This window comes from Mycolicibacterium sp. XJ870, assembly GCF_053483975.1.
In genome coordinates, this window is record NZ_JBEFTI010000006.1 from 127,892 (window position 1) to 142,733 (window position 14,842).

At 65.4% G+C, this 14,842-nt stretch carries 14 protein-coding genes; 7 read left to right on the top strand and 7 right to left on the bottom strand.

Translation table 11 applies throughout. The features are described from left to right. Genes kdpB through ABQF30_RS21445 form a run of 4 tightly spaced genes read right to left on the bottom strand, consistent with a single transcriptional unit; the run spans position 1 to position 4,023 of the window. Complete coding sequence (gene kdpB, locus ABQF30_RS21430; protein ID WP_448467493.1) at positions 1-2,151, bottom strand: potassium-transporting ATPase subunit KdpB; 2,151 nt, start codon at positions 2,149-2,151, stop codon at positions 1-3. Continuing rightward, positions 2,151-3,833, bottom strand: a complete 1,683-nt coding sequence (gene kdpA / locus ABQF30_RS21435) for a potassium-transporting ATPase subunit KdpA (RefSeq protein WP_448467495.1) — start codon at positions 3,831-3,833, stop codon at positions 2,151-2,153. Before kdpA ends, kdpB begins: the two co-directional genes overlap by 1 nt. After that, the gene (locus ABQF30_RS21440) at positions 3,833-3,919 is read right to left on the bottom strand and encodes a potassium-transporting ATPase subunit F (protein ID WP_448467805.1); all 87 of its coding nucleotides are present in this window, start codon (positions 3,917-3,919) and stop codon (positions 3,833-3,835) included. The genes kdpA and ABQF30_RS21440 overlap by 1 nt, the downstream gene beginning before the upstream one ends. Then, positions 3,916-4,023: a potassium-transporting ATPase gene (locus ABQF30_RS21445; protein ID WP_448467497.1), complete on the bottom strand. Its 108-nt coding sequence runs from the start codon at positions 4,021-4,023 to the stop codon at positions 3,916-3,918. Before ABQF30_RS21445 ends, ABQF30_RS21440 begins: the two co-directional genes overlap by 4 nt. A 196-nt stretch (positions 4,024-4,219) precedes the next feature. Here ABQF30_RS21445 and ABQF30_RS21450 point away from each other — a divergent pair, with 196 nt between their 5' ends. From ABQF30_RS21450 to ABQF30_RS21470, 5 genes are all read left to right on the top strand, one after another. Beyond that, on the top strand, positions 4,220-4,981 hold the full coding sequence (locus ABQF30_RS21450; protein ID WP_448467499.1) for a type III PLP-dependent enzyme domain-containing protein: 762 nt from the start codon (positions 4,220-4,222) through the stop codon (positions 4,979-4,981). Positions 4,982-5,049: 68 nt separating this feature from the next. Beyond that, positions 5,050-6,249 (top strand): FAD-dependent oxidoreductase, encoded by a 1,200-nt coding sequence (locus tag ABQF30_RS21455; RefSeq protein WP_448467501.1) that lies wholly within the window; start codon positions 5,050-5,052, stop codon positions 6,247-6,249. Then, the gene (locus tag ABQF30_RS21460) at positions 6,246-6,845 is read left to right on the top strand and encodes a DUF4389 domain-containing protein (protein ID WP_448467807.1); all 600 of its coding nucleotides are present in this window, start codon (positions 6,246-6,248) and stop codon (positions 6,843-6,845) included. The genes ABQF30_RS21455 and ABQF30_RS21460 overlap by 4 nt, the downstream gene beginning before the upstream one ends. Next, positions 6,832-7,464: a class I SAM-dependent methyltransferase gene (locus ABQF30_RS21465; protein ID WP_448467503.1), complete on the top strand. Its 633-nt coding sequence runs from the start codon at positions 6,832-6,834 to the stop codon at positions 7,462-7,464. Before ABQF30_RS21460 ends, ABQF30_RS21465 begins: the two co-directional genes overlap by 14 nt. 256 nt (positions 7,465-7,720) lie before the next feature. Further along, positions 7,721-8,806, top strand: a complete 1,086-nt coding sequence (locus ABQF30_RS21470; RefSeq protein WP_448467505.1) for a hypothetical protein — start codon at positions 7,721-7,723, stop codon at positions 8,804-8,806. A 10-nt stretch (positions 8,807-8,816) separates the two neighbouring features. Here the strand turns inward: ABQF30_RS21470 and ABQF30_RS21475 are convergent, their stop codons facing one another. From ABQF30_RS21475 to ABQF30_RS21485, 3 genes are read right to left on the bottom strand one after another with little or no spacing between them, the layout of a single operon-like run. Then, the gene (locus ABQF30_RS21475) at positions 8,817-9,677 is read right to left on the bottom strand and encodes an alpha/beta fold hydrolase (RefSeq protein WP_448467507.1); all 861 of its coding nucleotides are present in this window, start codon (positions 9,675-9,677) and stop codon (positions 8,817-8,819) included. 42 nt (positions 9,678-9,719) lie between these two features. Further along, positions 9,720-12,221, bottom strand: a complete 2,502-nt coding sequence (locus ABQF30_RS21480; RefSeq protein WP_448467509.1) for an ABC transporter permease — start codon at positions 12,219-12,221, stop codon at positions 9,720-9,722. Then, on the bottom strand, positions 12,218-12,916 hold the full coding sequence (locus ABQF30_RS21485; RefSeq protein WP_448467809.1) for an ABC transporter ATP-binding protein: 699 nt from the start codon (positions 12,914-12,916) through the stop codon (positions 12,218-12,220). The genes ABQF30_RS21480 and ABQF30_RS21485 overlap by 4 nt, the downstream gene beginning before the upstream one ends. A 488-nt stretch (positions 12,917-13,404) precedes the next feature. Here ABQF30_RS21485 and ABQF30_RS21490 point away from each other — a divergent pair, with 488 nt between their 5' ends. Next, on the top strand, positions 13,405-13,545 hold the full coding sequence (locus tag ABQF30_RS21490; protein WP_448467511.1) for a transposase: 141 nt from the start codon (positions 13,405-13,407) through the stop codon (positions 13,543-13,545). Beyond that, complete coding sequence (locus ABQF30_RS21495; RefSeq protein WP_448467513.1) at positions 13,542-14,732, top strand: RNA-guided endonuclease InsQ/TnpB family protein; 1,191 nt, start codon at positions 13,542-13,544, stop codon at positions 14,730-14,732. The genes ABQF30_RS21490 and ABQF30_RS21495 overlap by 4 nt, the downstream gene beginning before the upstream one ends. The last annotated feature ends 110 nt before the right edge of the window (positions 14,733-14,842 follow it).

Genomic DNA, 14,842 nt, shown 5'->3' on the forward strand with positions numbered 1-14,842 from the left:
TCACATTCCCGGGAAGAGTTGGATTACGAGGTCGATCAGCTTGATCCCGATGAACGGGGCGACGATACCGCCGAGCCCGTAGACATACAGGTTGCGGCTCAACAGCTTCGACGCACTGCTCGGGGTGTAACGCACGCCCCGGAGTGACAGCGGGATCAGCGCGACAATGATGATCGCGTTGAAGATCACCGCCGACAGGATCGCCGACTGCGGGCTGTGCAGTCGCATGATGTTGAGCAGATCCAGGCCGGGGAAGATGGCCACGAACAACGCCGGGATGATCGCGAAGTACTTCGCGATGTCGTTGGCGATGGAGAACGTGGTCAGCGCCCCGCGGGTGATCAACAACTGCTTGCCGATCTCGACGATCTCGATCAACTTGGTCGGATCGGAGTCGAGATCAACCATGTTGCCGGCCTCTTTGGCCGCCGAGGTACCGGTGTTCATCGCGACGCCGACGTCGGCCTGCGCCAATGCGGGCGCGTCGTTGGTGCCGTCGCCGGTCATCGCGACGAGTTTGCCGCCGGCCTGCTCCTTCTTGATCAAGGCCATCTTGTCCTCGGGGGTGGCCTCGGCGAGGAAGTCGTCGACACCTGCCTCGTCGGCAATGGCCCTGGCCGTCAAGGGATTATCGCCGGTGATCATCACCGTGCGGATGCCCATGCGGCGCATCTCGTCGAAGCGTTCCCGCATGCCCTGTTTGACGACGTCCTTGAGGTGGATCACGCCGAGTATCTCGGCCCGCTTGGCATCGGTGACGACCCGGCCGACGACCAGCGGAGTGCCTCCGGCGGCGGAGATCGCGTCGACGACGGTGCCGAGATCGGCTGGGACGTCACCCCCTTCGGAACGGATCCATGCGGTCACTGCGCTCGTCGCGCCCTTGCGCAGTTGCTGCTCACCGATGTTGACACCGGACATCCGGGTGTTGGCACTGAACTCGACCCAGCGGGCCTGGTCCAGCTCGCCCGGTGTCCGGGCCCGCAGGCCATACTCCTGCTTGGCGAACACGACGATCGACCGGCCTTCCGGCGTCTCGTCAGCCAGGCTGGAAAGCTGTGCCGCGTCGGCCAGCGCTTCCATGCTGACACCGGTGAGCGGCACGAACGCTGCCGCCTGACGGTTACCGAGCGTGATGGTGCCGGTCTTGTCCAACAGCAGGGTGTTGACATCGCCGGCGGCTTCCACCGCCCGCCCCGACATCGCCAGGACGTTGCGCTGCACCAGCCGGTCCATTCCCGCGATGCCGATGGCGCTCAGCAGCGCCCCGATCGTCGTCGGAATCAGACACACCAGCAGCGCCACCATCACGATGCCGGTGATGCCGTTACCGGTGAGCGCCAACGTATCCGGGACGCCCGGGTTGTTGGCCTTCGCGTAGATCGCCAACGGCTGCAGGGTCGCGACGGCGAAGACGAAGATGATCGTCAACGACGCCAACAGGATGTTCAGGGCGATCTCGTTCGGTGTCTTCTGCCGGTTGGCGCCCTCGACGAGGCCGATCATCCGGTCGATGAAGCTCTCGCCGGGTTTCTGGGTGATCTGCACGACGATGCGGTCACTGAGCACAGTGGTGCCGCCGGTGACCGCCGAGCGGTCGCCGCCCGATTCACGGATGACCGGTGCCGATTCACCTGTGATGGCCGACTCGTCCACGGAGGCAATGCCTTCGACGACGTCGCCGTCACCCGGGATGACCTGCCCGGCTTCCACGACCACGATGTCGCCCTGTTGCAGCAGCGGCGCGGCGACTTCCTCCTCCTGACCGGCTGCACCCGGGGACCAGCCGGCCAGCCGGCGGGCCATGGTGGACGTCTTGGTCTTGCGCAGGGATTCGGCCTGGGCCTTGCCGCGTCCTTCGGCGACCGCTTCGGCGAGATTGGCGAAAATCACGGTCAGCCAGAGCCACACGACGATCAGGCCGGCGAACCAGGACGGATCGACTACGGCCAGGATCGTGCTCCATACCGCGCCGATTTCCACGATGAACATGACCGGGTTGCGCCACAGCGTGCGTGGGTCGAGTTTGCGCAGGGCGTCGGGCAGCGAGCGCCACAGCATGTGCGGGTCGAGCAGCCCACCCTGAATTCGCTTGGTGCTGCGCGCTTTCTGCAGGGCAGGCACAGGTGATTCGATGGTTGGAACGGACATCAGTGAATTCCTTCAGCAAGGGGCCCAAGGGCGACCATGGGCAAGAAGGTCAGGGCGACCAGGATCAGCGTGACGCCGGCGACCATCCCGACGAACTGGGGCCGGTGGGTGGGCAGTGTGCCGATGGACTCCGGCGTCTTGCCTTGGCGGGCCAAAGATCCGGCGAGCGCCAGCACGAAGATGATCGGCAGGAAGCGGCCGAACACCATCGCCATCCCCAGGGCGGTGTTGTACCACTCGGTGTTGACGCTCAGGCCGGCGAACGCAGAGCCGTTGTTGTTGGCGGCCGAGGTGAACGCGTACAGCACTTCCGACAGGCCGTGCGGTCCGGTGTTCAGCATTCCCGCGCGTTGTCCCGGCATCGCCATCGCCACCGCGGTTCCGGTCAGCACGATCAGCGGAGTGATCAGGAAATACGTTGCGGCCAGCTTGATTTCGCGTGGCGTGATCTTCTTCCCGAGATACTCCGGGGTGCGGCCGACCATCAGGCCCGCGATGAACACCGTGATGATCGCCAGGACGAGCATTCCGTACAGACCGGATCCGACACCGCCCGGCGCAACTTCACCGAGCTGCATGTTGAACATCGTGATCATGCCGCCCAGGCTGGTGTAGGAGTCGTGAAACGAGTCCACCGCGCCGGTCGAGGTCAGTGTCGTCGCGGCGGCGAAGACCGCCGAGTTGGCGACACCGAACCGCTGTTCGACACCTTCCATGGCCGAGCCGACCGCGGTCGGCACCGTGCCGTGTGCCTGCAGCTGGAACAGCATCATCAGGCTGACGCTGACCGTGGCGATGACGGCCATCACTGCCGCGATCGCCAGACCTTGATTGCGGCCCTTCTTGCCATTTCCGACCATGCGGCCGAAGGTGCGGGGCAGTGCGAACGGAATCAGCAGGATCAGGAAGATCTCGAACCAGTTGGTCCACGTGGTGGGGTTCTCGAACGGATGGCTGGAGTTGGCATTGAAGAAGCCGCCGCCGTTGGTGCCGAGTTCCTTGATGACTTCCTGGCTGGCGACGGGGCCGCCCGGGATGGTCTGCTGGCCCCCGACGAGCGTGTTCACGACCTGGTTGTGCAGGTCGAAGTTCTGGATCGCGCCGCCGGCGATCAGGATGATCGCGCCGACGATCGAAATCGGCAGCAGGATACGGGTGGTGCCGCGCACCAGATCGACCCAGAAGTTGCCGAGGTCGCCGGTGTTGCGCCGGACGAGGCCCCGGACGAAGGCCATCGCGACCGCTATACCGACTGCCGCCGAGACGAAGTTCTGCACGGCCAGGCCGGCCATCTGCACCAGATGACCCTGGGTCGATTCACCCGAATACGCCTGCCAGTTCGTGTTCGTCACGAAGCTGACCGCGGTATTCCAGGCCAGCGCAGGCGTCATCGGGGTGGCCGGGTCGTTCAGATGCAGCGGCAGATCACCCTGCACGAGTTGCAGGGTGAACAGGAACAGGATGCTGATCGCGGAGAACGCGAGCACGCTGCGGGCGTACGCACCCCAGCTCTGTTCGGATTTCGGGTCGGCGCCGATCAGCCGGTAGACGACGTGCTCGGCACGCGAGTGCTTTTCCGAGGAATAGACCCGGTACATGTAGTCGCCCAGCGGCACGTGAACAGCCACCAGCGCGAGCACGAGAGCTGCGAGGAACACGACCCCCGCGGTTGTAGTACTCACTAGAACCTCTCCGGGAAGAGCAGGGCGGCGAAGAGAAACAGCCCGATCAGGACGGCGAGGATCAGGCCGACGATGTTTTCGATCACAACCGCTCGACCAACCTCTGCACCAGGCCGAGCAGGGCGAAGATCGCCACTGTCAGCACCGCGTAAATCAGTGCGGAAATCAATACCGGCATCCCGTCTCTCACGTTTACAGGTCACCGGATTTCGGCGACCTGAACCAGGATCTGCCCAGCTCAGCGCCGTGAACGGGGTCTTGACGGTTTCTTTACGCGCACGCGGCGGTCTTTAACGGTCTTCGATCACTGTCGCGCCGCGACGTTGTCAGCAAGGCGTCAAGGTTCACACAGGGGCCGTCAAGAGACCGCAAGGACACTGGCCGGTATGGCCCACGCGGTGAACGGTCGAGGTGTGACGCTCTCCTCGTTCTTTATGTCCAAGCCGTCGGTCACCACCATGCCTGCAGATCCGCCGCAGGACCGGGAAACGTTGCGGCGCTGCACGATCAACCGGCGCGCGCTGGGCGTGGTGCAGTTGGCGCTACCTGCGACGGTGTTGCGAAACAACGCTGTTGCGCGCTGGGCGAGGGACCACGGTGTGGCCGTCGATATCCGAGACAGCCAGGAACTCGCGGTGGCGATCGCAACGGGCATCCACCCGATGCGGATGACCGCGCACGCCGCCGGCATGTCCGCCGACGAATTGGTGTTCTGCGCGGCCAGTCTCGGGGTGGGGCGGGTAGTGGTCACCGCCGCCGAGCAGGCCGACCTGCTGGCGGCTACCGCGAGGCGCAGGCAGCGCGTGTTGGTGGGTATGACGCGCTCCGGCGCAGCGCTGTCGTTGCCTGGCTGCCGCCGACTGGAGCTGGTGGGGTTGTATGGCGAGATCGGCTCGGACGAACACCATTTCGTCAGCTATCCCGCCGCGATCGGTGACCTGCTCGCCGAGATGACGCAGATCCGTCGTGACCACGGGGTCATTCTCACCCGGATCGCGCTCGGCGGCTGTGGGCTCACCTTCGGTGTCGGGCGCGGTGACTTGTCGGAGATTGCGGCCGCGGTCGACGAGACCCTCGACGATGCCTGCGCGACGCTGCGGTTTCCCCGGCCGGTGGTCGTCGTCGCCGCTCAGCCGTCGTTGTCCTGATCCGTCGAACGCGGCGACAACTGGCAGAAACCTGTACACCGGGCCCACAGGCGGTCGAAACTTGAGCCGTGGGGACGAAACGGCCGCTTCGGGCCCTCGTCGTCGGTGCCGGCGTGGGCGGTGTTTCCATTGCCCGCGCACTGTTGCGGGACGGGCACGATGTCACGGTCTTCGAGCAGCGTCCCGAGGTGCGCGCCGGTGGCGGTGCGGTGACCATCTGGTCCAACGGTGAGACGGTTCTGCGGCAGCTCGGCGTCGATATGGATGGCGCCGGTCAGCAACTCTCGAAGGTGCGAGTCGTGACGTCGACGGGCCGCAGGCTTGCCACCTTGGATTTGGCGGCGATCACCGCTCGGCTCGGCGCGCCGGTGTCGATGGTGCCACGTCGCATGCTGCTCGAACGGCTTCTGGAAAGCTTTCCGGTGGAACGCATTCGGTGTAATTCCAGGGTGAGCGTGGTCAGCACGCCCGACGGGGTCCGTCTGGACTTCGAGGATGGCAGCGCGGTTCACGGGGATGTGGTGGTCGGTGCTGACGGCCTGCATTCGATACTTCGGGAATACGTCGGTGCGCCGCCGGCGGAGCCGACAGGCTGGTGCAGTTGGCAGGGTCTGGTCACCCTTCCCGACATCGGCGACAAGAACGTCGCGACAGTCGTTGTCGGCGAGAGCGGCAATCTCGGCCTGTGGCCGGCTGGTGGCGACGCTCTGCAATGGTGGTTCGACCTGCCGTGGTCAGCGGACTTCGTGAGACCGCACAGCCCGATCGGCCTGATCCGGTCCGCGTTCGCCGGCTGGTCCGAGCTGGCCGATCGCGTGCTCGAGACATTGACCGACGACCATCTCGCGCACTCGCCGTACCCGCACTTTCGGCATCCGGTATCCCGCGAGCAGGGCGTCGGTGCCCTCACCCTGGTCGGGGACGCCGCACACACGATGCCGCCCACCTTCGCGCAGGGAACCAATCAGGCGCTGCTCGACACCATGGTGTTGCGCAAGGCGGTCTCGGATTACGGTCAGGGCGCCCACGGTGACATTCCGGCGGCGTTGAGGTGGTACGAGAAGACCCGCAGGCGCCAGGTCGCGGCGGTTTCCCGGTTGGCGTCGCTACAGGTGGCCCACAATGAGTCGGTGCTCAAGCCGGCGGCGCTCATTCCTGATCGGGTTAACACGTGGGCGTTGATGATGTTCCTCGGTGCGGTGAGCCACCGCCGCATCGCCGCAGAGATCGGCCGCGAGAGTGCCGTCCCGTCGGACCCATGGCGATGACCACGTCAGATCCGGTACGGGTACGCGGAGCCATCGATGCGCCGTCACGCTGGCTGTGGCTCGTCAAGTGGTGCGTGCTGGCTGTCCCGCACTATCCCATCCTGATCGGTCTCTATCTGGTGTATCCATTGTCGACTTTCGTTGCAGGCGTGGCGATCTTGTTCACCGGGCGGTATCCGCGGCCGATCTTCGACTTCAACGTCGGGGTGCTGCGCTGGTCCTGGCGAGTGATGAACTACCGCTTCCCGATGAACACCACCGACCAGTATCCGCCGTTCACGCTCGCGCCCCGGCCGGACTACCCGGGTGACCTGGAGGTCGACTATCCCGAACGGGTCACGAACTCAGCCGTGTTGGTGAGGTGGCTCGTGGCGCTTCCACAGATCGTCGTCTGCTGGGCGATGGAGGCCCTGCTGCAGGTGCTGTGCGTCATCTCCGCGGTGCGGCTGTTGGCCAGGGGGACGGTGTCCCAGGACATGTTCGATCTCCTGATGGGAATGGTCCGGTGGCGTTATCGGGTGGCCGTCTATGTGTCGTTGATGAGCGACGAGTATCCGCCGTTCCGGATGGATCTGGGTGCCGATGACTCGCCGTAATCCGTTGTTCCCGTACGTATATCGGTTCGGCATGCCGATCTTCGACCGATTGTTCTATCGCCGCTATCGGCGCGAGGCGATGAGCAACGCGGTCGGCCGGTTGCTGATCGTCGGTGTCGGCCCCGGAACCGATTTGCTGTTTGTTCCGCCCGCGGTGACGGCGGTCGCCGCGGTGGAGCCCGATGCGGCGATGCGACGGATGGCTTCGGCCCTTGCCCACCGGCACGGCATTGCTGTCGAAATCGTCGACGGGGTCGGCGAATCCATTCCTTTCCCGGACAACAGTTTCGACTCGGTACACGTGGGGCTGGTGTTGTGCTCGGTCGATGATGTGAGCGCTACCCTCCGCGAGATCCGGCGCGTGCTGGCACCAACTGGACGGTTGATTGTCCTCGAGCACGTCCGTGGGGACGGCGCGATGGGTCGGTTCCAGGATCTGATCGCGAAGCCGTGGTCGTGGTTGGCGTCCGGTTGCCACCCGAACCGCCGAACTATCGAGGCGATTGCCGCGGCCGGATTCGATACCGCGGGGCTGCGCAGCATCCGACGGACCCTTGTGCCGCCACCGTGCACACCGCATTTGCAGGGATACGCGACTGTCGCCAAGAGCAGCGCGTGAATCCGCGGACGGATTTGAACCGTCGGACGGGCTAGCCCGTAACCAGTATGGGTACAGCTTCAACGTCAACATTCTGAAGGTTCGGCGATAGCTATGCAGCGACTTTGTGCGGTCGCGACGACACCGGCGCGCACGACGGTGACCCGCCGCCAACCCTGCGACGCCTTTTTGATCACCATCTCCCCGTCGATGCGGCGCGGGTGAGCGAAGGGAAACCACCATGGGTAACGCAAAGCACATCGATGGTATTTGGGCAATGGCGGTCGCGCTGGGTGTCGGTGCGGCGGTTGCCAGTACGCCGGCGGTGGCGTTGGCCGCGCCGGACGATTCCGGCTCGCGTTCATCGGGCGCGTCGTCGTCTGACAAGTCGTCTGATAAATCGTCGGCAAAGGCCGGACCCCGGAAGCGTGACCGGGGTTCGCTGAACTCGCGTGGCGAAGCGTCGCGGGATTCCGGCTCGGCGTCGTCTGACAAGTCGTCTGACAATTCGTCGGCAAAGGCCGGACCCCGGAAACGTGATCGCGGCTCGCTGAATCCGCGGGCCGAGGTGGCCAAGGGTGCGCCCGGTGAGGTGGCTGCGGCCGACTCGACCACTTCGACAGGGCAGGCGAGCGCGCCGGCGAAACTGGAAAGGCGTGGCACCGATGCGGATGGCGCCACATTCCGCCCGTGGTCACGCAACGTATCGACGAAGACCAGCCCGAAGCCAACCATTGTGGTTACCCCGCCCGCCGCAGACCCACCGGCATCCCTAGGCAATTTCGTCGACGTCCGCGACGTCGCCGTCGAGGCGCGCTCACGTGTTGAGGCCCCGGCAACGGCGCCCCCCACCGATCCGGTGGATCGGGTCGTGTCGACTTTGGTGAACGCGGTCCTGTCGCCGTTCGCCGACAGCACGCCCACCGCGCCGGTGCAGTCGCCTGCCGCGTGGACACTGGCGGCCTTCGCCCGCCGCGAATTCGAGCAGGCCGTCTCAAGCCCGTCGACGATCACCAACCCGTTCGCCGGTCAAACGACCACCGGGCTCGTCACCTCAGCGGTTGAACCGGGCTTCGTGAGTTCCACCATCGATTTGTTCGGCTTGATCAAGATCACGTCAGCTGGCGACCCTGAAGACGACAATTATGTTGCGGTTGTTGTCGAGACCCCGTTCTTCACGAATGTTCTGACCTCCGGGACTGATCCCGAGGACAACCTGGGGTTCGGCGCCGCGAGTATTGGGGTGCCCGGACAAACGGTGAACACGTTCATCAGCCCGTTTGGGAATTTCTCGCTGGCCATTCCCGTCACGGATCCCTTCGACGAGCTGTTTATCAAGCTCATTCAACTCGGCATCATCTGACGGTCTGGGCTCAGCTGGCGGGTCGATCGACAACCTCGGCCACCAGGTACACCACCTCGTCGAGGTGAGCTGAGGTGGTCAGGTGGCCGACGCCGGAGAACACCCGAACGTCGCGGTTCATGGTTCGGCGCACCGCCGGTGCCAGTCGATGTGGTGGCAGGAACCGGTCATATTCGCCGACCCCGACTACACACGGTCGGTCGGCGCGACGGGCCAGTAGTTCGGCGGGCAGGGGCGGAGGCGCCAGAGTCGTTCGGCAGCAGGCAGCCATGAGGGCCATCCATTCCACCTCGGTCTCAGGCGGGTCCGCACCGGGGGCGACGAACAGCCGAAGCATGCGGCGGGTGTGTTCGACTGTGGGATGCATCAGCCAAACCGCCGAAGCCAGCGCTAGTTTCGGGTCCAAGCTGAGCCGGATAAAGCCGGCGGGTGAGATCAGCGCCCGCGCCGCGATTCGGGGCGAGTTGGCGGCTAGCGCCACGGCAGCGCCCAGCGAATTGCCGACCACCACAATCCCGTCGGCATCCATCGCCGCCAAAATCTCATCCAGCACTCGGCCGTACCAGGCCAGCCGCCCCCTGCGGGGCCGACGCGGATCGCTGAGTCCGGGCTGACCGGGCAGATCCACGACTGTGGTCGCCCAATGGGCCGACAGGGCGTGCAGCAACGGCAGAGCCACCGCAGCGTTGAACCCGGTGCCGGGCACCATGACGACCTGCGGTCGTCCAGTTCCGGCGGAGGTGAGTTCCACCCGGCCGACGCTCGTGTGCAAGGTCGCGTTGGCAATTGGGAAGTCCGCTCGCGCCAACGCTTCCGAACACCATTGCCGCACCGCCTGTTGACCACGCGGGTTCTTGTAGACGGTCGGCATTGCGCCAGTGTGTCCGGTGGTTCGTGGTTCGTCCAGTCCTGCTTATTCGGTGCCGACCGCCTCAATGATGTTGAGCCGCGCCGCACGTCGCGCAGGTGGCACCGAGCCGAGCAGGCTCACCACCAGCGCGCCGATCGCGAAGGCAAGCGCCATCGGGCTCGGCCGGAAGTCCACGGCGAAGTTCATGATGTCCCCGCTGACAAGGCTGAACAGCCACTGATCCAACAGGCCGAACAACAGCCCCAACCCGCCGCCGACGACACCGATGGCGGCCGCTTCGACCAGGACCATCTGCAAGGTGAACCGGCGGCTGGACCCCATCGCCCGCAGCACACCGATTTCGCGACGCCGTTCGAGAACTGACAGCGTCAACGTGTTGAGCAGTGCGACAGCGGCGACGAGGACGACGATGGCCAGCACCGCGTTGGCGATGAGCATGCTCTGATGCAGCGGCGCCTCTCGGCCTGCCAGCGCTGCTTGGCCGTCGTAGATGTGGTTGGGTGCGGGCACCGCATTGCGGACGTCGGCCAGCAGCGTGTTCGGATCGACACCGTCGGCCGCGGTGATCTGGAGCGTTGTCGCCGCGGGACGGTCGAACCAGGCTCGCATCTGATCGAGGTCCATGCCGACCGTGCCGATGACCGTGGAGAAGTACGGCACCAGGGCCAGCACTGTGGTTTCCCGTGGGCCGTGCGGTGTTTGTAGTTCCAGTGCGTCACCGGCCTGTACGTCGAGTGTGCTGCCGAGGTTCTGGGAGAGCACCACGCCCCGGCCGGCGAGCACCGCGTCGCGGGTCGGCTCGTCGAGCGCGCGGAAGAACGAATCATTGGATCCGGGGGAGAACCCGTCGAGCATCACGCGGGTGCCGCCGACCACCGCGAACCCTGAGGCGCCCTCGGTGACGTGGGCGACGCCCGGTATGTCCGCTATTTTCTCGGAAAGGCCTTGCGGCAGAGGGTCGGTGGGGTAGCTGTCGGGTGGGTTTGCGCTCACCCACACGTCGACATCCGCGACCGGAGCGAAGATGTCGCGTGCGGAGCGGATCATGTCGTTGTTCGTGCCGGTGATCACGACGGTGGTGACGACGGCGATGAGCACAGTCATCACCGTGGCCCACACGCGGCGCGGCGCCCGCTCGACCGTCGCCGCGGCCAACGCCCCGACCGATCCGAACACGCGCGCCGTCGCGGCGGTGGCTCGGACGATGGGGCCGGCGAGGGCGAAGCCAAGCGCGATCTGCGCGCAAAACAGGGCCGACATCGCGACGAATGCCAGTGTGCCGCTTTCACGGAGCACCATCAGCAGGGCTGCGACGAACACCGCGACGGCTCCGACGCCGGCGGCGATCCGCAGCCATCGGGGAACGACGTCCGCCTGGGACACCCCGACCGGTGCCAGCGCCTCGATCGGGGAGACCTTGTAGACCTGCCGCGCGGCCACCGCCGACGCGACCACGCTGGTGATTACCGTGGCGACGAGGGCGGCCGGTATTGCGTAGCCGGGCAGCCAGTACTCGACGCGAGCTTCCAGACCTTGCGTGACTGCCGGTGGTAGCCTGCCAATCGCCATGCGGCCCAGGATGATTCCTAAGCCGCATCCGATTGCTCCACCGATCAGTCCGAGAATCGCTGCCTCGGCGAGCATGTCGCGAACGATGGTGGCGCGTCGTCCGCCGATTGCCCGCAGCATCGAGATGACTGGCCGGCGTTGGGAAATGGCCATCGTCATCGTGGTGTAGATCAGGAATGCACCGACCACCAGCGCCACTACGGCACCCATCAGGGCCATGTAGTTCATCAGCTTGACACCGTCGCCGGCCCGGGTTGCCCGCAGGCTGGGGTCGGCGACGATGGCCCGGCCGTCCACCTTGGCTGTTACCTGGTCGCGAACCGTGGTTATGTCTGCTTCCGGCTCCGTGCTGATCAGGATCGAGTCGATCTGGCCGAGCCGCCCGGTGAGTTTCTGCGCCAAGGGAAGTGGGGCGAGGACATAGTGCCCACCGTTGAGTTCCGCGAGCTGCTCACCTTCGAGGACGTCGGTGACGGTGACAAGACCCGAGCCCAGCTGGAACTGCTCGCCCTCCGTGTGACCGATCCCCGGCCCGATGCGGACGCCGTTCGGGTTTGTCGATGGCGCGTCCAGTCGTACGTCGACAGCGTCTTTGAGGGCGTTCTCGAACTCGCTGCTGCTCTCGTCGGCGCCGAGCAACAGAACGGGTCCCGACGCTGTGGACGCGGACGTCCGAATCATCGGCGCCGCGGTCGCTACGCCGGGAACTGCGGCCACATCGGCCGTGATCGTGTCGGGAAATCCCGCGTCGGTGATGCCCGAAACTTCGAGTGCGGCGACGCCGGCGATGCTGTCGGCCAGCCGGTTGACCGATCCGGTGATGGATCCGAAGATGCCGAAGATCGCCACCAGATACATTGCCGAGACGGCCATTACGGCGATCGAGGCGATCGTGCGCCGACGATGCACGGCCAGTTCGCGCACGCTGAACAGGCGTAGGCGGCTGGCTGCGGCGGCTATGGCGGCCGGTCTCACCCTCCGACCACCAGCACCTCGTCGGAACCGAGCCGGCCGTCCTGCAGGGTGATCACCCGGTCGGTCGCCGCCGCGGCATCGGCATTGTGGGTCACCATCACCACGAGCCGACCCTCACCCTTCTCATGTGCGACCTCGGCCAGAAGTGCCAAAATCGCAGTGCCCGTGGATGAGTCGAGGTTGCCGGTCGGTTCGTCGGCGAGGATCAGCGGCGGGTCCATCATTAACGCCCGCGCCACCGCGACCCGCTGCATCTCGCCACCGGACAGTTCCGCGGGACGGTGTGCGGTCCGGTGACCGAGGCCGACGCGCTCCAGTCGTTGAATGGCGTCGGCTTTCACCTTGCCGAGGCGGACACCGTCGAGCAGCTTCGGGACTGCGACGTTCTCCCACGCAGACAAGGTGGGCAAGAGATTGAAGAACTGGAAGACGAACCCCACGCGATGATGGCGGAACTCCGACTGCTGCGCATCACTCAGCCGGCCGATCTCGTCGCCGTCAAAGGTGATCGACCCCGAGTCGGGGGAGTCCAACGCGCCGAGCAGGTGCAACAACGTGCTCTTGCCCGCGCCCGATGGCCCGACGACCGACACGAACTGTCCGCCGCGGAGTTGCAGGCTGATCGCGTCGAGGGCACGCACTGTTTGACCGCCGACCCGGTACTCACGCACCACATCGCGGAGTTCGATGGTCAGTTCGTGCACGGCGACCTCCCGAGGCTCGGGATATGGGGAGCCTACGCCCGTCCGCCCTCTGGCCGAACGTGAACAAGTTGGCGAGATCCTGGCTGAAACTCGCCAACTTGTTCACATTCGCGGTGCCAAGGTCGCGACGAGCCGAGCGTGCTGGTCTGGGGAGCGCTGGATTGCGGGATCGGTCAGCCGGTATTGCTTGCCCCGGTGCACCACCCCGGCCGGTCCGGCCTGCACATTGCGCACAGTTCACGCCTGTGCCACATCCAGACGGACCTGCTGCCGGGTTGCGGGAGGCTAGACCGTCGGCCACCGGATATCGTGCGATCGATCGCTCACAGCCCCCACCAGTGCGGCGCGAGGGGACCGGCGGGTGTTAGCCATCGGGGGGTATCGGGCCTGGTGAACAGCGTGTGGTCGTGGGTTTGTCGGTGTCGTCTCGTAACGTGTGCGGCGTGTCTGAGCGCCGGTTTCGCCGAACTCCAGGTGGAGTGAGTTCGCTAGGGCTGCACCTGCGGTTGGCGAATGCGCTGTGGTCGCCGTCGTATCTCGCCGCGTCGGTCGGATATGCCTCGGAGTCGACGGTGCGCCGCTACATCAAGTATCAGGGGGACGCGGTGGCATCATCGTGAGACGTTCTTACGTGTTTCGGCTGCGTCCGACCGCACGCCAGCACGTCGCGTTGGCGGCCTGCCTGGAAGGCCACCGCGAGCTCTATAACGCGGCGTTGCAGGAGCGCCGCGATGCCTGGTCGCGCAGCCAGACCCGGATCAACTACGGGGATCAGTCGGCGCAGTTGACCGAGATCCGGGCGGCATGCCCGGATCAGGCGGTGTGGTCGTTCTCGTCGCAGCAGGCCACGTTGCGGAGGTTGAACAAGGCGTTCGCGGGATTCTTTCGCCGGGTGAAGACTGCGAAACCTGGTGTCAAGGCTGGCTATCCGCGGTTCAAGGGCAAGGCCCGGTTCGATTCGGTGGAGTGGCCCAAAGACGGTGATGGTGCCCGGTGGCTGCCCGAGGCTAAGCGGGTGTATTTGCGGGGTATCGGACAGGTCAAGGTCGAGTTGCACCGCTCGGTGGCGGGCCGAGTGAAGACGATTCAGGTCAAACGTCAGGGGCGGCGCTGGATGCTGGTGTTGTCGTGCGATGACGTGCCGGCCAATCCGCTGCCGGCCACCGGGCGCCAGGCCGGGATCGACGTCGGGATCGCGAGTTTCGTCACCACCAGCGACGGTGTGCATATTGATAATCCGCGCTGGGGACGAGCCGCCGGCGATGAACTCGTCGCCGCTCAGCAGCGATTGCAGAGCGCTCAGCGTGGTTCGAAGAACCGTCAACGGCGGCGCGAGACGGTGGCGGCGCGGCATCGCAAGATCGCCAATCAGCGCAAGGACTTTCACCACAAGCGGGCACGTGCTCTCGTCGAGTCTTACGACGTGCTGGTGGTGGAGGATCTCAAGATCGTCAATATGTTGCGGCGGGCCCAACCGGTGCCCGACCCGGACAATCCTGGGCAGTTCCTCAAGAACGGTGCCCGGGCGAAATCCGGGTTGAATAGGAGTATCAGCGACGCGGGCTGGGGAGCTTTCGTCTCAAAACTGCGCGCCAAAGCGGAAGAGGCTGGGCGTGTCTGGATTGAGGTCGATCCCCGGCACACCTCCGACGGCTGCGAGAAATGCGGCCACGCAGCACCCGAGAATCGTGTCACCCAAGCGGTATTTCGTTGCGTCTCATGCGGTCACGGACCGATCCAGGCCGACGAACACGCCGCACGCAACATTCTACGGGCTGGACTGGCCCTTCACGCCCACGCGGCGTGAGAAGAATCTGACGGCTTCCAGCCGTCAGAGAAGTCACAGCCCAATTGGCAGAGGACTTAAAATCTGTCCGGCCTGCGGATTCACGCGGTCTGCCCAAAGGAAGGTGGTAC